Annotated in this window: 21 protein-coding genes, 1 riboswitch and 1 other annotated feature; of the genes, 2 read left to right on the top strand and 19 right to left on the bottom strand. The window is 35.5% G+C overall.

Translation table 11 applies throughout. The features are described from left to right. Positions 1–21: 21 nt before the first annotated feature. The 12 genes from H8718_RS00855 to H8718_RS00800 all read right to left on the bottom strand — a co-directional run bounded on the left by H8718_RS00855 (position 22) and on the right by H8718_RS00800 (position 12,441). The gene (locus H8718_RS00855; protein WP_177671168.1) at positions 22–993 is read right to left on the bottom strand and encodes a FecCD family ABC transporter permease; all 972 of its coding nucleotides are present in this window, start codon (positions 991–993) and stop codon (positions 22–24) included. After that, positions 990–2,087 (bottom strand): ABC transporter substrate-binding protein, encoded by a 1,098-nt coding sequence (locus tag H8718_RS00850; RefSeq protein WP_177671169.1) that lies wholly within the window; start codon positions 2,085–2,087, stop codon positions 990–992. Before H8718_RS00850 ends, H8718_RS00855 begins: the two co-directional genes overlap by 4 nt. 15 nt (positions 2,088–2,102) lie before the next feature. Next, positions 2,103–2,639 (bottom strand): nucleoside-triphosphatase, encoded by a 537-nt coding sequence (locus H8718_RS00845; RefSeq protein WP_249331164.1) that lies wholly within the window; start codon positions 2,637–2,639, stop codon positions 2,103–2,105. Positions 2,640–2,720: 81 nt separating this feature from the next. Further along, positions 2,721–2,822, bottom strand: a riboswitch (purine riboswitch). A 30-nt stretch (positions 2,823–2,852) separates the two neighbouring features. Further along, positions 2,853–3,740: a YitT family protein gene (locus H8718_RS00840; RefSeq protein WP_177671171.1), complete on the bottom strand. Its 888-nt coding sequence runs from the start codon at positions 3,738–3,740 to the stop codon at positions 2,853–2,855. A gap of 12 nt (positions 3,741–3,752) precedes the next feature. Continuing rightward, complete coding sequence (locus tag H8718_RS00835) at positions 3,753–5,120, bottom strand: MATE family efflux transporter (protein WP_249331163.1); 1,368 nt, start codon at positions 5,118–5,120, stop codon at positions 3,753–3,755. Positions 5,121–5,244: 124 nt separating this feature from the next. Then, positions 5,245–5,526 carry a hypothetical protein gene (locus tag H8718_RS00830; RefSeq protein WP_177671173.1) on the bottom strand — a complete coding sequence of 94 codons (282 nt, stop codon included), beginning with the start codon at positions 5,524–5,526 and terminating at the stop codon, positions 5,245–5,247. Then, entirely contained in the window at positions 5,513–6,487 is a 975-nt protein-coding gene (locus H8718_RS00825) for an ABC transporter ATP-binding protein (protein ID WP_177671174.1), read from the bottom strand. Before H8718_RS00825 ends, H8718_RS00830 begins: the two co-directional genes overlap by 14 nt. Beyond that, entirely contained in the window at positions 6,488–7,645 is a 1,158-nt protein-coding gene (locus tag H8718_RS00820; protein WP_249331202.1) for an ABC transporter ATP-binding protein, read from the bottom strand. A 17-nt stretch (positions 7,646–7,662) separates the two neighbouring features. Beyond that, entirely contained in the window at positions 7,663–8,664 is a 1,002-nt protein-coding gene (locus tag H8718_RS00815; protein ID WP_249331162.1) for an ABC transporter permease, read from the bottom strand. Positions 8,665–8,678: 14 nt separating this feature from the next. Beyond that, complete coding sequence (locus H8718_RS00810; RefSeq protein ID WP_177671176.1) at positions 8,679–9,647, bottom strand: ABC transporter permease; 969 nt, start codon at positions 9,645–9,647, stop codon at positions 8,679–8,681. A gap of 167 nt (positions 9,648–9,814) precedes the next feature. Next, positions 9,815–11,560 carry an ABC transporter substrate-binding protein gene (locus H8718_RS00805; RefSeq protein ID WP_249331161.1) on the bottom strand — a complete coding sequence of 582 codons (1,746 nt, stop codon included), beginning with the start codon at positions 11,558–11,560 and terminating at the stop codon, positions 9,815–9,817. A 446-nt stretch (positions 11,561–12,006) separates the two neighbouring features. Then, positions 12,007–12,441, bottom strand: a complete 435-nt coding sequence (locus H8718_RS00800; protein WP_177671178.1) for a hypothetical protein — start codon at positions 12,439–12,441, stop codon at positions 12,007–12,009. A 167-nt stretch (positions 12,442–12,608) separates the two neighbouring features. On the opposite strand from H8718_RS00800, the gene H8718_RS00795 reads away from it, so the two are divergent. Beyond that, positions 12,609–13,982, top strand: a complete 1,374-nt coding sequence (locus tag H8718_RS00795; protein ID WP_249331160.1) for a citrate/2-methylcitrate synthase — start codon at positions 12,609–12,611, stop codon at positions 13,980–13,982. A 70-nt stretch (positions 13,983–14,052) separates the two neighbouring features. Here the strand turns inward: H8718_RS00795 and H8718_RS00790 are convergent, their stop codons facing one another. From H8718_RS00790 to rpsA, 4 genes are all read right to left on the bottom strand, one after another. Continuing rightward, positions 14,053–16,695 carry a valine--tRNA ligase gene (locus H8718_RS00790; protein WP_249331159.1) on the bottom strand — a complete coding sequence of 881 codons (2,643 nt, stop codon included), beginning with the start codon at positions 16,693–16,695 and terminating at the stop codon, positions 14,053–14,055. A 21-nt stretch (positions 16,696–16,716) separates the two neighbouring features. Further along, positions 16,717–16,914, bottom strand: coding sequence for a hypothetical protein (locus tag H8718_RS00785; protein WP_177671181.1), 198 nt, complete (start codon positions 16,912–16,914; stop codon positions 16,717–16,719). A 50-nt stretch (positions 16,915–16,964) separates the two neighbouring features. Beyond that, positions 16,965–17,176, bottom strand: a binding site (T-box leader). Positions 17,177–17,213: 37 nt separating this feature from the next. Beyond that, entirely contained in the window at positions 17,214–17,870 is a 657-nt protein-coding gene (locus tag H8718_RS00780; protein ID WP_249331158.1) for an HAD family hydrolase, read from the bottom strand. 51 nt (positions 17,871–17,921) lie between these two features. After that, positions 17,922–19,088: a 30S ribosomal protein S1 gene (rpsA, locus tag H8718_RS00775; RefSeq protein ID WP_177671183.1), complete on the bottom strand. Its 1,167-nt coding sequence runs from the start codon at positions 19,086–19,088 to the stop codon at positions 17,922–17,924. Between the two features lie 211 nt (positions 19,089–19,299). Between rpsA and H8718_RS00770 the strand changes: the two genes are divergently transcribed. Next, on the top strand, positions 19,300–20,652 hold the full coding sequence (locus H8718_RS00770; protein WP_249331157.1) for a sodium-dependent transporter: 1,353 nt from the start codon (positions 19,300–19,302) through the stop codon (positions 20,650–20,652). Positions 20,653–20,710: 58 nt separating this feature from the next. On the opposite strand, the gene H8718_RS00765 is transcribed toward H8718_RS00770, so the two are convergent. The 3 genes from H8718_RS00765 to H8718_RS00755 form a co-directional block, all read right to left on the bottom strand. Then, positions 20,711–21,562 carry a carbohydrate ABC transporter permease gene (locus tag H8718_RS00765; RefSeq protein ID WP_177671185.1) on the bottom strand — a complete coding sequence of 284 codons (852 nt, stop codon included), beginning with the start codon at positions 21,560–21,562 and terminating at the stop codon, positions 20,711–20,713. A 13-nt stretch (positions 21,563–21,575) separates the two neighbouring features. Then, on the bottom strand, positions 21,576–22,487 hold the full coding sequence (locus tag H8718_RS00760) for a carbohydrate ABC transporter permease (RefSeq protein ID WP_249331156.1): 912 nt from the start codon (positions 22,485–22,487) through the stop codon (positions 21,576–21,578). A 114-nt stretch (positions 22,488–22,601) separates the two neighbouring features. Then, on the bottom strand, positions 22,602–23,990 hold the full coding sequence (locus tag H8718_RS00755; RefSeq protein ID WP_177671186.1) for a carbohydrate ABC transporter substrate-binding protein: 1,389 nt from the start codon (positions 23,988–23,990) through the stop codon (positions 22,602–22,604). Between the last annotated feature and the right edge of the window lie 21 nt (positions 23,991–24,011).

Genomic DNA, 24,011 nt, shown 5'->3' with positions numbered 1-24,011 from the left:
ACACAACTCTATCCTCCGTCATTACTGTTTTGATTGTAATAAAATGATGGCTAGTAAAATAGCCCCCATAAAAGATGTTAAAATACTAATGGGAAGCTCTGCTGGAAAAAGTGTTCGCGCACAGGTATCTGCTATAAGAAGCACTAAACTCCCTAACACCATAGCCATGGTCATGCAACTTAAATCCTCTTTCTTTGTATAAAGCTTTGCAAGGTGGGGAGCAATAAGTCCAATCCAACTTACAAGTCCTACTAAAGAAATAATGATTGCAACTAAAAAAGTTGCTACACTTAAAGCACCATAACGTACAGCCTTTACATTGACCCCTAATACATGTGCCGCTTCATCTCCAAGCATCATAACTTTTAACTTCCATCTTAATAAATATAAAGAGACTATAGCTATACTAAATATTAAACCTATCGCCCCAACTTGTTGCCAACTTGCTTGATAAAAACCACCCATAAGCCAAAACTCTATGGCTGGCAACTGTTTGTAAGGGTCTGCTCCATATTTAATGAGCATCAGTCCTGATGAGGCAATGGAACTTGTTACAATCCCCCAAAGTACCAAACCAAGTGTCTTATTTCTCATACGCCTTGCAAGTAGCATAGTTAAACTTACAACAACTATACCGCATAAAAAAGACATGCCTCCTATTGCCATAAGCCCTCCACCTAGAAAAACCATGGCAAAAGCTGCACCAAAAGAACATCCTGCACTTACCCCTAATACATCTGGCGATACAAGAGGATTCCTAAAGACAACCTGATAGGTATGTCCTGCTAGGGCAAGTCCACTACCACATAATAGAACAAGCATAATACGCGGTAAGCGCATTCCATAAACAACTGTATAATGGAGACTTTCTTTAGAAGTCCCCATTATAACTTCTAAGACCTCTTTAAAAGATAGACTATAACGCCCTAATGAAAGGGCCATCATGATGCATAAGATTAAAAGACTACCTACAAAAAGAGTTTTCTTTCTCATAGTCCAAGTGCTTCCTCTGTTACCTCAATATCATAGAATTCTTTATAAAAGGCTTTTGCATCTTCTAAATACGCTTCTTCGTCATAAAGATCTGGATGAAGATCATTTAAAAGCCAAAGCATACCAAGTGCTGCTGATGGTGTTGGATAATCCCAAGGTTCAAGGATAGATGGGAAGTATGCAACATTTCCTGCTTTTACAGCTTCAATATCTTTAAAGTTAGCCTCTTCTGTAATAGCTGTTAAATCATAATCTGCATAACTTACAGCATACATATATTCAGGATTCATACTTAAAAGTTCTTCATTTGAGATTGTCTGCCAGTAAGCATCTGTTAACTCCTTTGTTACATTCTCCCCACCTGCAATCTCAATAAGATCGTTTTGATACATAAGTCCTGTACAAGTTACAAGAGGATTACTACTTCCTGCTAGATATACAGAAGGTCTATCTGTAAGTGAAGCCGTAAGACCTTCTACTTCTTTTGTCACATCATCAAAATATTTAAGAAGCTTCTCAGCCTCCTCCTCATGTCCAATAGCTGTTCCTATTAACTCAATACATGCAAGGAAGTCTTCCATACTTTCAGGCTCTACTGCAATAACTGGAATATTTAAAGATTCAATTTGTGGAATAAAAGATTCTAATCTATACGGTAAAATAATAAGATCTGGCTCTAATGCAAGTGCTTCTTCTACATTGAAAGTTTTACCGGATCCTACTGCTGGAAGCTCTAAGAACTGCGGTGCTGCTTGTTTGTAAATTTCTCTTGTATCTGCCTTCATTTCAAGCCCTACTACTTTATCTTTTGCATCTAAGGCAATAAGCATAGAAGATGTAATGTAATAAGAAGAGACAATACGGTTTACATCTCCTTTGATTGTTACTTCTCTACCTAGCTGATCTGTAACTGTAATCTCACGTTCTACAGTTTCTTGTTCTGGCTGTTTTGCAGTTGCTTCTTTATTTTCTGTACCTCCTTGCTCAGCTGATATAGGCTCAGATGTTACTTCAGGTGACCCCACTGGTGCCTTTGCACAGCCTACTAATAAACTCATACATGCTACCATATACATAAACTTTTTCATTTTCATGCTATTCCCCTTAATCTATTTATTTGAAAACCTTTTTAGGTAATCTTGTTTAATCTGTTCTTTTATCTCATCCCTATTTTCTTCAGTGACTGTGTAAATCATTGTATCTTCTCTTTGCCTAATGGCATCTAAAAAAGGATGTTCCTTATGCTTTATAACCCCTAGTACAATTTTAGGACTGCTTAATAAGTTATGTACTTGTTCCTGAAAAAGATAAGCCTCTCCTTCTAAAGTGCCAAGTTCGTCCATTACTACATGTTTTTCTGGATATTCCAAGCTTTTAATGAGGACATCCACACCAAGGGTTTCAAAAGTTTCCCTAATACTTTCACAAGACACTTCATCAGGCTGAATAGAAATAGGCTTGTCATTCCCCTCTACTTCTATCATACTATGCAGATAAAATCCTTTTCTTGCCTCCTTTTCAAAGTAAGGTAAAGTAACAAATCCAGTTAAATCTTTAGTCAGCTCTAGTTCCTCTGTAAGTGCCTTTAAAAGTGTAGATTTTCCCACACCTTTACCACCTGTAATAAAGAAATTGGATACATTCATGATTTAACACCCTTTTCTATAAAATAGTAATAAAAAAAAGACTCCTCAAAAAAAAGAGGAGTCTATAAGCTTTGCATAGCATGCAAAACATAAACACCTCGTAGTCCACAAATTTAAGGTTTGTAGGTAGAAACTTTCGATCCATATTATCGAATTTATACGATTATTTATAGTCAATTAACATTATACCTCAATGTAAGTATTTTTGACAAGTTATGCTGCTAAATCATTGTATTCAGTTATAAAGCCTTCTCCAAGTACTTCTTTTACATCAGCAATGGTCACAAAAGCCTTAGGATCTATATCTCTTACTAAATCACGAAGCCTTGTAATTTCTTTTTGAGATACAACCACATAAAGGACTTCTTTATCTGATTTAGAATACATTCCCGTTGCTTTAAGTCCTGTTACACCACGTGGAATTTTCTCCATAATTTCTTTAGCAATCTTATCACTATGGGCTGATATGATAAATGCTGCTTTAGCATAATGTACACCTTCTATAATATTGCTTATTACTTTTGAAGTAATAAATACAGCAATAACAGCATACATAGCTTTTTCCTGCCCGAAAATAAAGAAACCACATAATATAATTATACCATCAATCATAAGCATAAGCTGAGTGATAGGAAAAGATGGGTTCTTAAATTTAATAATAGAGGCAAGCATATCTGTTCCACCTGTTGTCCCTCCTGCTTGTATAACAAGACCAATTGCCGCCCCTATTAATGCTCCTCCAAAAATAGCTGGAAGAAGTAAGTCTCCTGTTGTAAGGAATGGATTAGGGAAAAATCCTGTGAACCATAAAGCGACAGAAAGCCATAAAACACTATATAAAGACTTCTGCGCAAATTTAAAACCACGTTGTTTAATACTTATTAAAAATAGAGGAATATTTAAACAAATATTCGTTACCCATAAAGGTACACCTACGCCAAACACATTGCTTGTGACTTCCTCTACAATAATAGAAGTTCCTGAAATTCCTCCTGTAACTAAGCCACTTGGTGATAAAAACCAGTTAATAGCTAAAGCAAGAAGGGTTGTTCCTAATAAGATTAGGAATAGTTCTTTCTTTGTAATACCTAATATTTTCATACCGTCTCCTCTTTAAGCTGCATATTCTTCATCTCTTGTAACATTGGTAATCCATTTCCAACTTATAATACGTCTTGTACTACAAATAACCTTTAATATTTCATCTACTCTTATAACACAAAATACAGCAATAACTGGCCAGCTCCATACAAAAGCAGCAATAAACCCTAACGGAATAGCTACAAGCCACATAAAAATGACATCATTAACCAGTACAAACTTCACATCTCCACCACCACGCAAAATACCAATATTAGTTGTGTTTGCCATGGCCTGGAAGAATACAATCACAGAGTTAACCGCCATAATATCCATAGCAATAGACTTCGTTAAATCTGATACATTATAGAACTGTACAATGAAAGGTCTAAGTGTAAAAGTAAGAAATCCTGCAAAAACAGCTAAACAAGCTACACAAATTGCAATAGTTGCTGCATATTCTTTAGTCTTCTTATAGTTCCCTTCCCCAATACTATTACCAATCATAACAGCTGCTGCACTTGATAAACCAAAAATAAAGACCGTTACAAATTGATTCACCACATTACTAATGCTATTAGCTGCTACAACTTCTGTTCCTAGTCTACCTACAATAACAGCTACCATGGAAGATCCCATTGCCCAAAGAAACTCATTAAATACAACTGGTGTACAAGTTTTAATGTAGTCCTTTTTCATTAGGGCATCTTTTATTTTAAAGTAGCTTAGTCTAAACTTGATTTTTTTCTCAAAGAATGCCATAAAACACATTACAATTGCAAATTCTACAAAACGCGCTAAAACCGTAGCAATTGCCGCACCTTCTATCCCTAAACGTGGTGCACCTAAGTTACCAAAAATAAGAATCCAGTTAAAGAATGCATTAACAAGTAGAGAAATAGAATAGACTACCATAGAGATTTTAACGGTCTTCACGGAACGAAGCATCATAATACTACAATTTGTAATAGCATAGAAAAAGTATCCTAATCCTACAATGCGTAAGTATTTTTCTCCAGCATCCACAACTGCCATATCTGGTGTGAAAATACTAATAAATAGACGAGGTGCACATAGTGCTATAGCCGTAAAAACAATAGATAAAGCTACACACACTTTATACATTATAGCAAGCACCTTATGAATAGCCTTTACATCATTCTTTCCCCAATATTGAGAAATAAGAATATTAGAACCTCCTGCAAGCCCAAAGTTCAAAATCATAAAGACAAAGAAAAGATTATTACTAATAGATGCTGCTGATAACTCTACTTCACCTAGTGTCCCAAGCATTAAAGTATCTACCATACTTACTGCAAAAGTAATTAAGTTTTGCATAGCAATAGGAAGTGCAATGCTTAATAATAATTTATAAAACTGTTTATCCCTTGTAACAAGCATATCATATCCCTCATACTTTCTGTAAACCTTTTTAATCTTTAGGTAGTATACAAAAAAACTCATTATATTTCAATAGTCGTACATTATAAAAGCGTGTAAGATTTCATATCTTACACGCCTCTATTTAAGATAGCCATACTTTGTCTAAAAATAGGAAAATAAAGAAATAACCTACCGCGAATGCAAGGACTAATGGCAATATGGCAGCTATAATACCTTTATAAATAGCACGTTTCTCTCCCTTAGTGAGTACAATACGCTCTTCTACAAGAGAGTTACGTTTTGCCTTAGGTCTATCGCCTAATCGGTCATTAGGACCTGCATACCATGGCATACCTGGTATATCCATATCTGCTACTGTTCTTCCATCATCTTTGAATTCATCATTTACCTTATTCATTGTCATATAAGTGGCATGCTACAAAATGTTCATTACCATAATCTCTATACTCTGGTGCCACTGTCTTACAAATTTCCATGCAATGCTGACATCTTGTATGGAATTTACACCCTGATGGAGGATTTGCAGGTGAAGGAATATCTCCTTCTAGGATAATACGATTCATTTTTACTGTTGGGTCTGGCACTGGAATAGCACTGAAAAGTGCTTTTGTATAAGGATGTTTAGGATTTTTGAAAAGCTCTTCTTTAGGAGCTTTTTCTACTAAATTTCCAAGGTACATAACCCCTACTTCATCTGAAATATGTTCAACAACACTTAAGTCATGGGAAATAAATAAGTAGCTGTATCCAAATTCTTCTTGAAGGTCTTTAAGTAAGTTAATAATTTGAGCTTGAATAGATACATCAAGCGCAGATACTGGCTCATCACATACAATAACTTTTGGTTTAAGCGCTATAGCACGTGCAATACAAATACGTTGGCGTTGTCCACCTGAGAATTCATGTGGATAACGGTCAATATGATGAGGTTGAAGACCACATTTTTCCATAATACTCATAATATAGCTTCTATATTCTTCTTTAGGTACAATATTATGCTCACGCACACCTTCCCCAATAATTTCACCAACTGGCATTCTTGGACTAAGGGAGCTATATGGATCTTGGAAAATAAGCTGCATATCTGGGCGAATAGCACGTAATTGTTTGTTAGAAAGCTTGAAAACATCTTTATCATCAAACATAACACTTCCGCCTGAACTTTCTTGAAGACGAAGAAGTGTACGACCAACTGTTGTTTTACCACAACCTGATTCCCCTACAAGCCCAAAAGTAGAACCTTTCTTGATATTAAAAGAAATACCGTCAACAGCTTTAACATGCCCTACTACACGTTGGATAACCCCTGCTTTAATAGGGAAATATTTTTTCAGTTCTTTAACTTCTAAAATATTTTCTGACATTTATTTCCCTCCTTTGCTATCATAAAGATGACAAGCCACTTTATGATCCTCTGATATATATCTAAGTTCTGGAATATCTCCATTGCATTTTGCAAGACACTTATCACAACGGTCTTTAAAGAAACAGTAATTTGGCATACTTACAGGGTTTGGTACCGCTCCTGGAATAGAGTAAAGACGGTCTACTACTTTACCTACCGCTGGCTTACTCTTAATAAGCCCCATTGTATAAGGATGTTTTGGATTAAGGAAGACTTCATGAGCTGTGCCTTGTTCTACAATTTTACCTGCATACATAACCACAACATAATCTGCCATTTCTGCTACTACACCAAGGTCATGTGTAATAAGGAGAATACTTGCATCTATTTTTTGCTTAATATCACGAAGTAAGTCTAAAATCTGTGCTTGAATCGTTACATCAAGTGCAGTTGTAGGTTCATCTGCAATAATAAACTGAGGGTCACAAGAAAGTGACATAGCAATCATAACACGTTGACGCATACCACCTGAAAGTTCATGTGGATAACAGTCATAAATCCCCTCTGCACGGGCAATCCCTACTAATTTAAGCATTTCAATAGTTTGCTTTTTAATATCTTCATCTTTCATATCAGGTCGATGAAGTTTAATGGTTTCATCAATTTGATAACCAATTGTAAAGATTGGATTAAGACTTGTCATAGGCTCTTGGAAAATCATGGCAATTTCATTACCACGAATATGTTGCATTTCGCTAATTGGAGTCTTAACAATATCTACTGCACCACCTTTACGGTTATAGCGAATAGCTCCATCTACGATTTGACCTGTAGGTCCTTGTACAAGCTTCATAACAGAAAGACTCGTAACAGACTTACCACATCCAGACTCTCCTACTAATGCAACTGTCTTTCCTTTTGGCACCTCAATAGAGACACCATTTACAGATTTAACTGTCCCCATATCTGTAAAGAAATAAGTATGTAAATTATCAATTTCAATAATGTTATCTGGATTTTCCATAGTTGTTTGATACTCAGAAGGATCAACCTTTTTGCGTTTCTTCTCTTTCTCAAACTTCTTAATGATTTTATTATTTTCTTTAGAAATTTGCTTCATACGTAGCTTAGCTTCTTTTTGTTCAGCTTTTTTTATCTTTTTCATTTCTGCTGTCATACCGCTCATGTTATCACCTACCTTTTCATTTTAGGGTCGAAGGCATCACGAAGACCATCGCCAACAAAGTTGAATCCTAGTACTGTTAATAAAATACAGAATCCTGGTGGGAACCAAATATTCAAATACTCCCTCATAATAATAGGATCTGTTACCGTATTAACCATATTTCCCCAAGACGCAAGTGGGAATGGTACCCCTATACCAAGATAACTGTAAGATGCTTCTGCTAAAATAACACTCCCCATACCCATTGTTGCAATAACAATCAGTTGTGGCATAACATTTGGTATAAGGTGTTTCATAATACGTTTAGCTGGGTGAAGGCCAATCGCTTCTGTTGCCACCATAAACTCTTGTTCACGAAGGCTTAGAATTTGACCACGTACAAGACGTGCTACACCTGCCCAACCTAATATACCCATGATAAGCATCAAAATATAAATCTTATATTCTTGTGGTACGCCATATGCTACCATAATAGAACTTACAATTAACATAACAGGAAGAGTTGGTATACAATAGAATATATCTACCAAGCGCATTATGAGGTTATCAATCACACCACCATAATATCCTGCTATACCACCCATAATAACACCTACTGCTAATTGAAGACCTACTACTACAAAACCAATTAATAAAGAGATACGGCCACCATACATCAAACGAACTAAAATATCACGACCATCTTTATCTGTTCCAAGTAAGTGTGCTTTTGATGGTTTTGCTTTCCCATTAATTTTTACACCACTTTCTTGTGGATCCATACCCTTGTGATCATCTGAACTAAATTCTACACCATCTTTTACAAAGAAAATAGTATATTCACCATAACTTGTAAAAAGAGGCCCTAAGAAAGAAAACAGGAACATACATACAAGAATGACTACTCCTGCAATAGCAAGCTTATTACGTAAGAAACGCTTCATAACAAGCTGCCCTGGAGTAACGATTTTCTCTAAGTTTGCAACTTCCTCTGGTTGATTATTTGTTTGTAATACTTTTTCTTCAGCCATTTCATTACTCCCTTCTATTTAAGTCGTACGCGAGGGTCTACCACCGCATAGAGAATATCAGATAATAGTGTTCCTAATAATGTAAGAATGGCAAGGAACATGGTAAAGGCCATCATAAATGGAATGTCCCCTGATCTAAGTGCTTTAAGCCCTATATATCCAAGACCTTCAATAGAGAAGATTCCTTCTGTAATCATAGCCCCTGAGAAAAGTCCAGGAATCATACCACCAACCATTGTTACAATTGGAATAAGTGTATTTCTAAATGCATGTTTGTAAATTACTTTATGTTCACTAAGGCCTTTAGCTCTTGCTGTACGTATGTAATCTGCATTTAAAACTTCAAGCATATTGGTACGGCTATATCGCATAAGTCCTCCAATACTTAATACAGTAAGTACTGTGATAGGCAGAACAAAGTGCCATGCCATATCCATAATATGTGCAAAGCCTACATAATCTTCACGAGCTGTAACCATCCCTTGAAGCGGAAACCATCCAAGTCCCATTGAGAACGCTCTTTGCAGTACAGCTGCGAAGAAGAAACTTGGAAGAGAAATCCCAATTAAAGCAATTGTTGTAACAGTATAATCTGTAATAGAGTACTGTTTTGTTGCTGAAATAATTCCTAATGGAATTGCGATTAAGAGTTGCAAAATAAAGGATGGAAGTGCCATCCAGAAGGATACCCACATCTTATCTTTAATAACATCTTGTGCTGGTTTGTTATAAATGAAAGATTGGCCTAAATCACCTTTTAAGGCTGAACTTAACCAATCCACATAACCTTCTACTATCCCTTTATCAAGACCATAGAGTTCAGTTAATTTTGCTTTCATTTCCGGTGTTGCATCTGGAATTCCGTTTGTTATAGTACTTACATAATCTGCTGGCGCAGTACGTAGTAAACCATAAATGATAGCCGATACACCCAATAATATAAAGATAGAAATAAATAATCTTCGAATAATATATTGTCTCATCTCTATTCACTCCTTTTCTAGTTTAGTGCTTAAACAATGCGCTTTCTTTCTGATTAATATCAACTTACAATAATTGGATTTTTTTGCATTATTTACATAACATTTATTATAGGCTGATATTAATCACCAACCCCTAAGGAGTTGGTGATTAGTTTCATGCCCTATGATTATTTAAGTCTGAATGTCTCAACTTCAGCAAAATATGTATAGTATGGAGTCATGTTCTCTGGAAGAGATTCCATATCTACGATTTCTTGGTTGAATACATACATATTTTTTCTTTGGTAAACTGGCATTTCTACCGCTTCATCCATAATGATATCAAGCGCTTTGCTATAGCAATCTTTTCTTACTTCTATATCATTTGTTTGACGTGCTTCTACAATAAGTTTATCAAGTTCTTCATTTTGAACGTTGTAATGGTTTGATGGTCCTTGTGAGTGGTATGTTTGATACATATCAGGATCAACAGTTGCTTGCCAAGCTGCTACCCACATATCCCAATCACCTGTTTCTAGTCTATCAAAGAATACTGTTCCGTCTGTATCTGCAATTTCAAGAACAGCACCCATTTTTTCCATTTCTGTTTTCATTTGTGTAAGTACTGGAGCAGTTGGATGTTCCATAGTACCGCCACCTGGAATACCTACTTCAACACGAAGTTGTACCCCATCTTTTTCAAGGCTTACTTTACCATTTTTCTCTACTTGTTCGTAACCAGCTGCTTTAAAGTACTCTAAAGCTTTAGCTGGATCAAAACCATAGTATTCTGTTGCATCTTGTGGATAAGCCCATGATACTGTTGACATTGGTCTTTCAATAACTGTAGCTAAGTCACCATAATAAGTTTCTATAGCTGGACGACGGTTCATAAGGTGCATTAAACCTTTACGAACATTTTTATCTGGAATACGTTCAGCATTCATACCAATGTAACCATAACCAAGGTTATCAATTAATTCATATTCAAAACCTGCAGCTTCTACATCTGCTACCATATCTGGTGAAGAAGATGGATCTGAAATATCAAACTCTTCAAGCTTTAAACCTTCAAGTTTATTAGACTCTGCTGTTACTTGATATTTAATTGTTGGTGTTGCTGGTGCACCACCATAATAATTTTCATTTGCATTAAGTGTTACAACGTTATTTTCAAAGCTTCCAAATTTATATGCTCCTGCTCCCATTGGTGCTGCATTTCTTGATTTAGGTACGCTCATATCCCCTTTAGCATATTCTTTACCTGCATCATCTACGCCGTAGTATGATTTTGGTGCTACTTCAATACCACCAAGTTTCCAAATAGCTGATGGATCAATGCCTTTAAGCGTAATCTTAACAGTTTTATCATCTACTTTTTCAATACCACTAATTTCTGTAGCATCACCTTTATTGTACTCTTCCATACCCACTACTGGTAATGTAGAAAATGTAGATGGACCATCATATGCTGGATCCGCTAATACTTTATATGAGAAAATAATATCATCTGCTGTTACAGGTGTTCCATCACTAAATGTGACACCATCTTTAAGTGTAAAGGTGTAGATTGTTTCAGAAACGCTACCATCTTCCGCTTCCACTTGTTCAATTTTATAATCTGCTAAATCTGCTTCTGGTTGTGCATTACGATCTGTTTTGATCAATGCTCCATGAACCATACTTACAATGTCATTATCAGGTGCTGTTGTAGCAAAGAATGGGCTAAATACTCCATTCATTTCAAGTGAAGCAACAACTACTGTTTTGTATTTTGATTCTTTTTGAGTATCACCACTACTCTCTTTCTCTCCTGCTGCTTGGCTTGTACCGTTATCTGTTTGTGGCTTATCTTGGCTACAACCTACTAAAGTAGAAGCAGCTAAACCTGATACTACAGATAAAACTAAAAATTTCTTAGCAAACTTTTTCATCTTAACCCCTCCATTTATTTCATTATTTTTCATTTCAAGTATCGATACTGTTTTTGCAAGTTTTTATCAAATAAACTTCATATCGTATAATTGATTTTTATTTTTCTCCTTCATATTACCATAATATTATGGGTTATTCAATCTTATTCTTGGATTTTATAATAATATTTATTTCAAACAAAATAATTGTATACATGTACATGATTTATTTATAACACAATCTATCATATTTTTGAATTTATTTCAACCAATGTTTATCCCTAATAAATACTTATGTTTGTATATGTCGTACACTTTATGCTTGATTATACAAAAATTATATTATTTATTCTCACAAAAATAACTAAACATTATTTATTATTAGAAATAATATCATAAACTATATTTTTTTACTATATATTTATAAAAAAGAAGTGTTTAATAGCTAGCTATTAAACACTTCTTTTTTATTCATTCCCTTCAGTAGCCCACTCATCTATATTTTGCATTGTATATAAAGGATCAAGCAATTGGGAAACTGTCATCGGTGTTAAATCCATAAGCACATCACTCAAATAGCCCGGGCAATCTATCTCTTCATTTAATCTTCTATCATTAAAAAGATCCGCTGTTGCATCAATTAAATCAGATTCTACTTGAAGTTCTTTCATATGTTTTAATACATCTTTTGTTTCATAAATATAACACACCCCAGCCTCTGCCCCTATAAGGGTATAGACATATCCCACATCTACCGAACTCATTGTTTCATATGTGTACTGCTGGTCCTTACAATAGGCATCTATATCTGAACGTTCTTTTTCATCGCAATACTGCGCTACTTGTTCACCATGATCAAAGCAAATGATTTTACGCGCTGGTGATAAAACTACATACTTCATAAATTTTCCTCCATTATTATAATACTCTTCTTATTTATAATATCTCTTTCACTTACTTATTATTCAGTATCAAGCACTTACTTTTATACATATTGACACCCTATTACCCATAATGTTACTATTAATTATAATTATTCAGAAAACTTCATAAAAAAGGGGGGTATTATATGATAGAACAAAATACTCTTTACACTTCTACTGATCCTTTCAACGAACTTACCCACTTAGCTCAAGAAAATAACCTTATCAATCCTGAACTTTTTACAAAGTACGCTGTTAAACGTGGTCTACGTGACTTAGATGGACGAGGTGTACTTGTAGGATTAACAGAAATAGGCGAAGTCCATTCCTATATTGTAGACGAAAACGAAATTATTCCTGTCCCTGGTCGTCTACTTTATAGAGGTATCGATATTGCTGATATCACTAAAGGTTACTTAACTGATCATCGCTATGGTTTCGAAGAAACTACTTATCTTTTACTTTTTGGCAAACTCCCTAATCCTAGACAACTTGAAAATTTCAATAAAATATTAAGTGAAAAGCGCAAACTACCTGATGACTTTGTCCGTGATATGATTCTAAAAGCACCTACAAAAGATATTATGAATAGCATGGCCCGAAGCGTACTTGCACTCTATAGTTACGATGAGGATAATCCTGATGATACTTCTTTATCTAATGTCCTTAAACAATGTATTCACCTCATTTCTTGTTTTCCCTCTTTAGCTGTATATGGCTATCAAGCTTATGCTCATTACCATCAAAATCAAAGTCTCTATATTCACACACCTAGGCCAGAACTCTCTACAGCAGAAAATATCCTTTATATGCTTAGACCAAATCGCAAATACACCGAACTTGAAGCTCTCCTTTTAGACCTAGCTCTTATTTTACACGCTGAACACGGTGGTGGTAATAACTCTTCTTTTACAACCCACCTTGTAACCTCTTCTGGGACAGATACTTACTCTACCATCGCTGCTGCTTTAGGTTCACTAAAAGGACCTAGACACGGCGGTGCCAACCTAAAAGTTGTTAAAATGTTTGAAGATATGCGTGAAAAAATTAAAGATTGGCAAGACGAAGATGAAATCTGTACCTATCTCACCAAACTTCTTAATAAAGAAGCTTTTGATAAAGCTGGACTTATTTACGGCATTGGTCACGCCGTTTATTCCATATCTGACCCCCGTGCCGTTATCCTTAAAGAATATGCAGGTAAACTTGCTGCCGCCAAAGGCGTCGAAGATGAATTTGAATTCTATACACGTATTGAACGCCTTGCACCACAAGTGATTAGCAAGGCTCGTAAAATGTATAAAGGCGTTAGTGCCAATGTAGATTTCTATTCTGGATTTGTCTACACCTTATTAGATTTACCTTTAGAAATGTATACACCTATTTTCGCCATCGCCAGAATAGCTGGCTGGAGCGCTCACCGCATCGAAGAAATCGTCAATGCAGGCAAGATTATCCGCCCAGCTTATAAGAGCGTAGCTCAGAGAAAGGAGTATATCCCTCTTTCTATGCGCCAATAATTTATTTACTTTTTTTCACACAAAAAGGACTCTCTAAATTGGTTTTAGAGAGTCCTTTTTCATTACTGCATTATTTATTAAACTTTTCAAGGCGCGCTACAACTTCTGCAAGCATAGCTTCGTATTTAGCTTGTTTTGCTTTTTCTTCTTCAATAAGCTTAGCAGGTGCTTTCGCTACGAAACCTTCATTAGAAAGTTTTTTTACAACGCGATCTACTTCACTTTGAAGTTTTGCTTTTTCTTTTGTTAAACGTTCAATTTCTTTTTCAAAATCTACAAGTTCCGCAAGAGGCATGTAAAGTACTGTTTCTGGAATAACTGCTGATACAGCATCCTCATCAATACCTGCTTTATCTTTTTGCATAACAACTTCTGATGCAGAAGCAAGGGTAGCAAAGAATACTTTACCTCTATTAAAGATATCAAGTACTTTTTCATTTTCAGAAACAACAAATACTTGTGCTTTTCTTGATGGTGGTACATTCATTTCACTTCTTACATTACGAATAGAACGTACTGCTTCTTTAATAAGAGAGATTTCTTCCTCTTCTACTTGGAAGTTCCATTCTTCTTTATATACTGGCCAGTTAGAAATCATGATACTTTCTTCTCTATCTTGAAGTCCCATAAAGATCTCTTCTGTAATAAATGGAATATATGGATGAAGCATCTTAAGAACATTAATCATAACTGTTTTAAGTGTCCATAATGCAGCATGACGTGTAGCATCTTCTTTATTGTAAAGACGTGGTTTTACCATTTCAATATACCAGTCACAGAATTCTTCCCATGCAAAGTCATAAAGTTTTTGAACAGCAATACCAAGGTCGTATTTATCCATGTTCTCTGTTACTTCATTTGCAAGTGTATTAACTTTTGAAAGAATCCATTTATCTGCTGCAGTCAGTTCATCAAGGCCTACCTCTAGATTTAAATCTTCCTCTTCATAATTCATAAGAATGAAACGTGTTGCATTCCAAAGTTTGTTACCAAAGTTACGGTTCGCTTCTACACGTTCATAATAGAAACGCATATCGTTACCAGGTGCATTACCTGTAATAAGTGTAAGTCTAAGTGCATCTGCGCCGTATTCTTTAATAACTTCAAGTGGGTCAATACCATTTCCTAAAGATTTACTCATCTTACGTCCTTCAGAGTCACGTACAAGACCATGGATAAGAACATCTTTAAATGGTACTTCACCCATTTGTTCAAGACCTGAGAATACCATACGTACAACCCAGAAGAAAATAATATCATAACCTGTTACAAGTACACTTGTTGGATAGAAATGTTTAAGTTCTTCTGTATTATCTGGCCAGCCAAGTGTTGAGAATGGCCATAAAGCTGAACTGAACCATGTATCTAATGTATCTTCATCTTGAACAAGATGTGTATGACCACATTTACTACATGCTTCCGGCATACTACGTGCAATAGTTACTTCACCACATTCCTGGCAGTAGTATGCTGGAATTCTGTGTCCCCACCAAAGCTGACGAGAAATACACCAGTCACGAATATTTTCTAACCAGTTAAGGTATGTTTTACCAAAACGTTCTGGAACGAAACGTAAGTCACCTTTTTTAAGCGCTTCAATAGCAGGTTTAGCCATTTCTTCCATACGAACGAACCATTGTGCTTTCACCATAGGTTCAATAACTGTTTTACAACGGTCATGTGTACCTACATTGTGCATATGAGGTTTAATCTGAATAAGAAGACCTTGCTCTTCTAAATCTTTAAGCATTTCTTTACGTGCTTCATAGCGGTCCATACCAGCGTATTTGCCTGCTAAGTTATTCATTGTACCATCATCGTTCATGACACAGACTTCTTCTAAGTCATGACGACGACCTACCTCAAAGTCATTAGGGTCGTGTGCTGGTGTAATTTTAACAACACCTGTACCAAATTCCATATCTACATAATGGTCTGCAATTACTGGAATTTCTCTATCTGTAAGAGGTAATTTAAGCATTTTACCAATTAAATGTGTATAGCGTTCATCTTTTGGGTTAACTGCTACTGCAGTATCTCCAAGCAATGTTTCTGGTCTTGTTGTCGCAATTTCAACGAACTCATCACTCCCTACTACTGGGTAACGTAAGTGGTAGAAGTTGCCTTGACTTTCAATGTGCTCAACTTCAGCTTCTGAAATAGTTGTTTGACATATTGGACACCAGTTAACAATACGTGAACCTTTGTAAATATATCCTTTTTCATGAAGACGAATGAATACTTCTTGTACTGCTTTTGATAAACCTTCATCCATTGTGAAGCGTTCTCTTTCCCAGTCACATGAAGAACCAAGTTTTTTAAGCTGCCCGATAATTGTGCCGCCATACTCTTCTTTCCATTCCCAAGCACGTTTTAAGAAACCTTCACGTCCAAGGTCTTCTTTTGTAAGACCTTCTTCTGCCATTTTGGCCACAATTTTCACTTCTGTTGCAATACTGGCATGGTCAGTTCCTGGCATCCAAAGTGTATTATAACCTTGCATACGTTTATATCTAATTAAGATATCTTGAAGTGTGTTATCAAGTGCATGCCCCATATGAAGTTGCCCTGTAATGTTTGGTGGTGGAATAACGATTGTAAATGGCTCTTTGTCTTTTTCAACTTCAGCATGGAAATAACCATTGTCCATCCATTTTTTATAAAGTCTTTCTTCTACGGTACTTGGATCATAAACTTTTTCTAAGTTACTCATATTGAATCCTCCTTTTATTTGTTACATCATCAGAAATAGAAATCCCATAACAGCCACAATAAAGCCTGAGACCTTAACAGCAATAACACCGCCACTTGCTAGCATTTCCATTTCATTTTTATCCTTTTCTTCTAGACGCACTTTAGAAAGCACGATACGCCTTGCTGCAAAGATCAGCATGACACCAATGACCAAAAGTACAAAACCCATAGGCTTCATAGGACACCTTCTTTCTGAAATAAGAATATAAAAAAAGCACTCTCGCCCCTAATAAGGACGAAAATGCTCGCGGTACCACCTTAATTCCAGACTTCTATCTGGCTCTCTATGCTGTAACGGGCCTACCCGCTGCTTCCTACTTAGTTTCAAAAACAGTGCTCAAAAGCTACCTTCTAATATCCTTACATAAGAAACCTTTCAGCTTATAAGTTTCTCTCTCTAAATGCAGGTGTATTATACTCCTCTTTTTCATCGCATTTTTCTATGACGTTTACTTTATGTGACATTTACTTATTATTTTATGCATGAGCCTTTTCTTTGTCAAGTAGAGCTGGTAATTCTTTTATGCTATAAAGTGTATAGTCTGCTTCTTTCATCTCTTCTTCCTGACCAAATCCATACAAAGCAGCTATACAAGGTATATAATTCCAATGTGCTGCTTCTATATCATGAATACGGTCACCTACAACCACACCCTTACATCCCTCATACATCTTAAGTATTTTCGCTAAAAGTTGTGGTTTAGCTAATCCATTATCTTTAACACACTCCGCATAATCTACATAATTTCTAATACCTAGTACATCAAGTGCTGCCTCCATATAAGCTCTTGAACAGTTACTATAGAGTACAAGTTTATAACCCGTCTTATGAAGTATAGAAAAAGTATTATCTACACCTTCAAATCCCTTACCATAGGCTGCCATAGCTTCTGCCATATGCGCTCTATTATAAGCTCTAATTTCTTCCCATCTCTCTACACAACTCTCATCCAATACCCCCTTATAATACTCTTCTGCTGTGCAACCTAAATAGCCCCTTACACGCTCCTCACTCACACGATAAACATAATCAAAGTGCTCCAAAGTATTGTTCATATTTTCCACATTAAAATAAACAGAGTTTAAAAGCGTTCCATCTATATCAAAAATAATTACTCTCGTATCTTGTAACATCCCTTGCCTCCACATACAAAAGAGTGCCCATTAGGCACTCTTTTAATCATTCTATTTAAATAAATCTTTAAAAGCATTTCCTAAAACATCACCCATAGTTGAGATGCTTTCCTCTTCTTCGTTCATATATGCCATCATAGAAGGATCGATCTCTTCTTCTACTTCTGTCATGCTTAAACCAATTTTTTTATTTACTTTATCAAGTTGTGTAATTTTTACTTTAACTTCTTGACCAATCTCTAATGCTTCTTCTGGTTTTGAAATACGTTTCTCTGTAATTTGAGAAACATGAAGAAGACCTTCTACATTTTCACTAAGAGATACAAACGCACCAAAGTTCATAAATTTCACAACTTTACCTTTCACAACTTGTCCTTTTTCAAGGTTTGCTGTTTCTAAGAACCAAGGATCCATCGCTACATCTTTAGCACCAAGAGCAATTTTACCTTTTTCTTTATCTATGCTCAGAACAGTTACATTAAGCTTGTCCCCTTCTTTAACAACATCTGAAGGATGTTTAATACGTGTCCATGAAAGATCTGTATTATGAACAAGACCTTCTACACCACCAATGTTAACAAATGCACCATATGGCATAAGTTTTGTCACTGTACCTGTATATTTTTCGCCCTCTATAATAGAATCAAAACGTTCTTTTTTAGCTTGCTGTGTTTTAGCCTTTGCAATAGCCTTACCTGAAAGAACAAGTTTTTTGTTTTTAGGATTAAACTCGATAATTTCTACTTCAATTTCTTTACCTACAAACTCATTTAAATCTTCTACATAAACATCTGTAATTTGAGAACCAGGAATGAAAGCACGCATACCTTGAAGGTTGGCAATAACCCCACCTTTTACAACTTCTTTTACTTTAACTACAAAGTGTTCATGATTTTTGTAAAGCTGTTCAATATTTTCTAATGCTACTTCTGCCTCAGCACGTTTTTTAGAAACAATAATATTACCATCTCCGTCATCTGTATTTAAAACAAGTACATCGAAAGTATCACCAACTTGTACATCTTCCATTTTCACTTCTTCATAACTATATTCATTCCATGGTACAATCGCATCTGCATGAGAACCAATATTGGTGATAAGCCCTGCATCTTCAATCGATACAACTTTTGCTGTTTTAATATCACCTTTACGAATACGTACCATTGATTTTTCTATTTCATCCATAAAATCCGCCATAGTTAAGTTATTGTCTTCCATTATAATTCCTCCTTTTTACCATATGATTTTATTATACACATTTTAAGGATAAAAATATAGCCTGAATTTTATATACACACAGCAGATTATTAATTTAGAATAAACTTACTATTACAAATTAAGATTTTTATATTGATGTATAATTTATATTTCTATATAATCTACTCTTATTCACGTTATATTAGGCAATACAAGAAAGTAGGTGGAGATTTTGAACGAACGTGACAATTTTTCAAGTAAGTTAGGAATCATTGCAGCAGCTGCTGGCTCTGCAATCGGCCTAGGGAACATTTGGAAATTCCCTTACATGGCTGGTCAAAATGGTGGGGGAGCCTTTATTTTTGTTTATCTGATAGCGGTAGTCCTTATGGGATACCCTCTTCTTTATACAGAATTTGCGCTAGGTAGACGCGGCTGTTCTAATGCTATTGACGCTTTTGGCAAAATTACAGGAAAGAAATTTTTAAATATAGTGGGTTACCTCGCTGTTGGAACAGTTTTCCTTGTAGCAACTTTTTATGCTATGATTGCAGGATGGGTAATTTATTACTTCATCATTTCGATTACAGGTGAACTTTATACAATTACACCAAATGTAGAACTTGCTACTCATTTCGAGACAGTATTTAAAACAATGAATCAAAATGCAGTATGGCCAATCATTGGTATGGTCATAGCTGTTCTTGCAACAGGCTTTATCAATTTCTCAGGTATTAAAGATGGCGTAGAAAAATACTCTAAAGTACTTATGCCACTTCTATTTGTGATCTTTATCGTCCTTATTGGTTACTCTATGACTTTAGATGGATTTACTGTAGCAGTAAACTTCTTATTTAAACCTGATTTTAGTGCTTTAACACCAGGTACTATTATTTCTGCTATTGGACAAGCTTTCTTCTCATTAAGCTTAGGAATGGGACTTCTTGTCACTTATGGTAGCTATGTACCAAAAACCAAGAACCTTCGTGCTATTTCAAGACAAGTTGTTATTGCAGATACACTTATTGCTATTTTCTCAGGGCTTCTTATCTTCCCTGCAGTATTTACATACGGTGGTTCTCCTGCAGCAGGTCCATCTCTTCTTTTTGAAGCATTACCACAAGTGTTTGCTCAAATGCCAGGTGGAAGATGGTTTGGTGCACTCTTCTTCTTACTTGTTATTGTAGCTTCTATTACATCTATGATTTCTATCTTTGAAATTATTATTACTTGTCTTTTAGAGAAACTTCATATTTCAAGACATAAAGCTACTGTAATCGTTGTAATAGCTATTTTAGTAGGATCACTTATTAACATCTTAGGTGAAGGCCCTTGGTCACATGTTACTTTAAATGGCAGCACGATTTTTGGTTTCCTTGATGCTATTACAAATAATATTACAATTCCATTAACAGGTGCTTTAACTGCTGTTATTGCAACTTGGTTCTGGAAATACAAAAATATGGAGCATGAACTTACAAGTGAAGGCCTTTACAAAAGCAACGTGGAAGGTCCAATCTTCTTTACCCTCCTTAAATGGGCTATTCCTCCTATCATTTTAGCACTTATTATTACTTCTCTTTAATTAAAACAAGGGCTATTCATAATATTATGAATAGCCCTTGTTTTAATATTATTTTTTCTTATCCTTTTAAACCACCAAGGCTTAAGCCAGATGTTAATTTCTTTTGTACAAGTGCATAGAATACCATAGTTGGCATCATAACAATAACAAGTCCTGCAAACATAGCGCCCCAATCTGTAGCAAACTTCTGAACTTCCATAAGGTTTTTAAGCCCTACTGGTAGTGTGTAATGATCTGGTTTTAATACAGTTAAAGCTAATATATATTCATTCCAATAAGACATAAAAGCAAATACGCCAATTGTTACAAATCCTGGTTTAGACATAGGAATAATAACTCTAAATAAAGTCCCCCAATAACCACACCCATCAATCTGTGCAGCTTCTTCATATTCTTTTGCAATACCTTGCATAAACCCTGTAAGCAAATAAATATTAAAAGGCATTGTTGTCGCTGCATATACAATACACAGTACAAATAAATTATTAAGGAGTCCCATATCTTTTAAGATCATAAAGATAGGTACAACAATATAGTTACAGTTAATAAACAGACCTGCCATAAAGAGCATTGTAATGCCTTTAGAAAATTTAAATTTAAACCTTGAAAGTGCATAAGCTGCGGGTACAATTAATACAAAGAGTAACCCTAATGACCCAAGTGTAACCCCTATGGAATTCATAAAATAATCCCCCATGTTGGCTTTACTAATCGCATTAGCATAGTTCGACCAATTAAGTGAACTTGGCAGTGCCCAAGGATTATTGAGGAACTCTGCACTTGTTTTAAAAGATGTATAGATTACCCATAGAATTGGCAAAACAACAATTAAACTGGTTAAAATCAGAACCATTCTAAGGGAAGTATTACCGATCAATCTACGAATATTTTGGGGATGTCTGCCTTTCATTATGCTTCCTCCTTTACGCATCATTCTTTTTTGTTAAAATATTACTAATAATCGCTAGTGCAAAAGCAACAATAAAGATAATAACTGCAATAGCCATGGCATAACCAAAGTTTGCATTTGTAAAGGCCTGCCTATACATATACGTGAGCAGTACTTCTGAACTACCGTTTGGTGCACCATCTGTCATAACATTAACAAATAGGAAACTCATGTTGAGTGTTGAAGTAATGAAGAAGACCAAAGTAACACGTAAGATTCCCCAGATCATCGGAATAGTAATCTTAAAAAACTGTACAAACTTAGATGCCCCATCAATATCCGCTGCTTCATAGAGTTCTGGCGAAATACCATCCATCCCTGCCATGTACATAACCATATAGTATCCAACAGCTTGCCAAATCATGGCAACACCTATAGCCCATAAAACAGTTTTACCACTTCCTAACCAAGGTTGAGCTAAGTGATTAAGTCCTATACCTCTTAATAAAGAGTTTAAAATCCCCATATTAGGTTCATAAATATTACTAAAGAGTACACCTATTACAACAATAGAAAGTACATTGGGAAAGAAGAAAAGTACACGGTAAAAGTTTTTCTCTTTAAGTTTAGATTGTGTTAAGGCTGCCGCAAAAAACAAGGCTAGAATCATTGTTATAGCTGTACAAAAGATAAGTAAAAAAATCGTATTTTGAAGTGCAGTCCAAAACTTGGTGTCATTAAAAAGCCTTATAAAATTTTCAAAACCAATAAAAGTTTTTTGTTTAGATAAACCACTCCATTGGTACATAGATGTGCGAAACACATTAAAAGTTGGATAAATTACAAATAATGCATACAGGGCTAACGCAGGCAGCAAAGATACAGTGATTGCTATATTTCTTCTGGTCTGCTGTTTCTTTGGCATATATTTTTTTAAATTGGTCATCGACTTCCCCTCCTATTCCTATTTTTACAGTTTGTTCTCATGCTCTGTTAGATACAAAAAAGGAGAGGTCACAGTTCTCTAGCCCTCTCCTTTTTATACAATCTATGAAAGCGATTATTTTACAACATAATCTCTTACCGAGTCAGAGATATTTTCCATATAAGCTGCCCACTCAGCTGCTGACATTTCACCACTTACTACAGGTGCTACTTGATTGAAGAGTTCTGTTCTTGGATCAAGTTCTGTCCCTTGAACACTTGCAAATCTTACGATTGTTGGTTCATAACCTTGATCGAATAATTTATAAGTTTCATAAGTTGCACCAGATACATATTGTTTAAGTTGTTCTGCTGCACCTTTTACTGGTGGGATACCTTTTGCTTTTTCAGCATTAAGTGCTACTGCTTCATCACTGTATTGGAATTTTAAGAACTCTTTTGCAAGGTCAATTTGATCTGAATCAGCTGGAATAAACATTTCTTCAAATGTAGTGAATACATATTTAGTATCCTCTGCATTCATAACTGGTGGGGCTGTAAATCCCCATTCAAATCCATCTTCTCTTGGTGATTCTGCCATCTCACCTTCAAGCCAGCTACCACAAGGAATAAAGAGTGCATCTCCTTTTAACCATTGTTGTTGTGCTTGTGTATGGCTAAGGGCCACAGTACCTTCCATTAAATAATTATTGGTAGACATTTTAGCAACTTGTTCCATTGCTTTTACAATACCTTCTTGTTCCCAAGCACCATCTTCATAGTTAAGTGCTTTTTCGAAGTTTTCTGGTCCTACCGAAGCTACCATAGCTGGAATAAGCATAGCTTCCATATACCCTGGTGCAAGACCTTGGTATGTAATAAGTGCACGGCCTTTTTCTTTTGCTTTATCTCCTAATGCATAGAAATCATCCCATGTCACAGGCACTTCCCAACCATTTTGTTCAAATACTGTTTTATTATAGAAAAGACCTGTTGTAGAGTAGTAAAGTGGTGCTAAATAGACTTTACCATCTCCATAAGGACTGGTTGCAACATTATCTATAAAACCTGGTAAAATTTTATCTTTAATAGCTGGATCTTCAAAAACATCACTAATATCTGCTAAAAGTTTGTCTTTAATAAGTGCATTCGTTACACCTGATTTATTCGTTGTTGGTAAATAAATAAAATCTGGTGCATTACCTGATAATAAATCTGGGCGAATGATTTCACCAATTTCAGGGTTCGCATTAATGACAACATCTACATTAGGATTTTGTTTTTCAAATGCCTCTGCCACTGCATCCCAGTAAGCACGTCCATATCCACCCTCAAATACTGCTACATCTAAAGTTTGTTTTTCTTCACTTGTTGCTGGTTCTTCTTTTTGCTCATCAGCTGGCTTCTCAGCTACTGGTTGTTCTCCAGTTTCTGGAGCTGGTTCCACGTCACCTTGAGCACATCCTGTAAATACTGAACCCATAAGTGCTGTAGTCATTAAAGCTGCAATAAGTTTTCTTTTCACTATTAATTCCCCCTCTAAACT

The sequence above is a fragment of the Zhenhengia yiwuensis genome (assembly GCF_014384995.1).
Classification (GTDB): Bacteria; Bacillota; Clostridia; order Lachnospirales; family Cellulosilyticaceae; genus Zhenhengia; species Zhenhengia yiwuensis.
This window is presented reverse-complemented; position numbering and strand designations above follow the sequence as displayed.

Coding starts and splice junctions, on each gene's coding strand:
- H8718_RS00855 (WP_177671168.1), bottom strand. CDS start 993: ATGAGAAAGAAAACTCTTTTTGTAGGTAGTCTTTTAATCTTATGCATC.
- H8718_RS00850 (WP_177671169.1), bottom strand. CDS start 2,087: ATGAAAATGAAAAAGTTTATGTATATGGTAGCATGTATGAGTTTATTA.
- H8718_RS00845 (WP_249331164.1), bottom strand. CDS start 2,639: ATGAATGTATCCAATTTCTTTATTACAGGTGGTAAAGGTGTGGGAAAA.
- H8718_RS00840 (WP_177671171.1), bottom strand. CDS start 3,740: ATGAAAATATTAGGTATTACAAAGAAAGAACTATTCCTAATCTTATTA.
- H8718_RS00835 (WP_249331163.1), bottom strand. CDS start 5,120: ATGCTTGTTACAAGGGATAAACAGTTTTATAAATTATTATTAAGCATT.
- H8718_RS00830 (WP_177671173.1), bottom strand. CDS start 5,526: ATGACAATGAATAAGGTAAATGATGAATTCAAAGATGATGGAAGAACA.
- H8718_RS00825 (WP_177671174.1), bottom strand. CDS start 6,487: ATGTCAGAAAATATTTTAGAAGTTAAAGAACTGAAAAAATATTTCCCT.
- H8718_RS00820 (WP_249331202.1), bottom strand. CDS start 7,645: ATGACAGCAGAAATGAAAAAGATAAAAAAAGCTGAACAAAAAGAAGCT.
- H8718_RS00815 (WP_249331162.1), bottom strand. CDS start 8,664: ATGGCTGAAGAAAAAGTATTACAAACAAATAATCAACCAGAGGAAGTT.
- H8718_RS00810 (WP_177671176.1), bottom strand. CDS start 9,647: ATGAGACAATATATTATTCGAAGATTATTTATTTCTATCTTTATATTA.
- H8718_RS00805 (WP_249331161.1), bottom strand. CDS start 11,560: ATGAAAAAGTTTGCTAAGAAATTTTTAGTTTTATCTGTAGTATCAGGT.
- H8718_RS00800 (WP_177671178.1), bottom strand. CDS start 12,441: ATGAAGTATGTAGTTTTATCACCAGCGCGTAAAATCATTTGCTTTGAT.
- H8718_RS00795 (WP_249331160.1), top strand. CDS start 12,609: ATGATAGAACAAAATACTCTTTACACTTCTACTGATCCTTTCAACGAA.
- H8718_RS00790 (WP_249331159.1), bottom strand. CDS start 16,695: ATGAGTAACTTAGAAAAAGTTTATGATCCAAGTACCGTAGAAGAAAGA.
- H8718_RS00785 (WP_177671181.1), bottom strand. CDS start 16,914: ATGAAGCCTATGGGTTTTGTACTTTTGGTCATTGGTGTCATGCTGATC.
- H8718_RS00780 (WP_249331158.1), bottom strand. CDS start 17,870: ATGTTACAAGATACGAGAGTAATTATTTTTGATATAGATGGAACGCTT.
- rpsA (WP_177671183.1), bottom strand. CDS start 19,088: ATGGAAGACAATAACTTAACTATGGCGGATTTTATGGATGAAATAGAA.
- H8718_RS00765 (WP_177671185.1), bottom strand. CDS start 21,562: ATGAAAGGCAGACATCCCCAAAATATTCGTAGATTGATCGGTAATACT.
- H8718_RS00760 (WP_249331156.1), bottom strand. CDS start 22,487: ATGACCAATTTAAAAAAATATATGCCAAAGAAACAGCAGACCAGAAGA.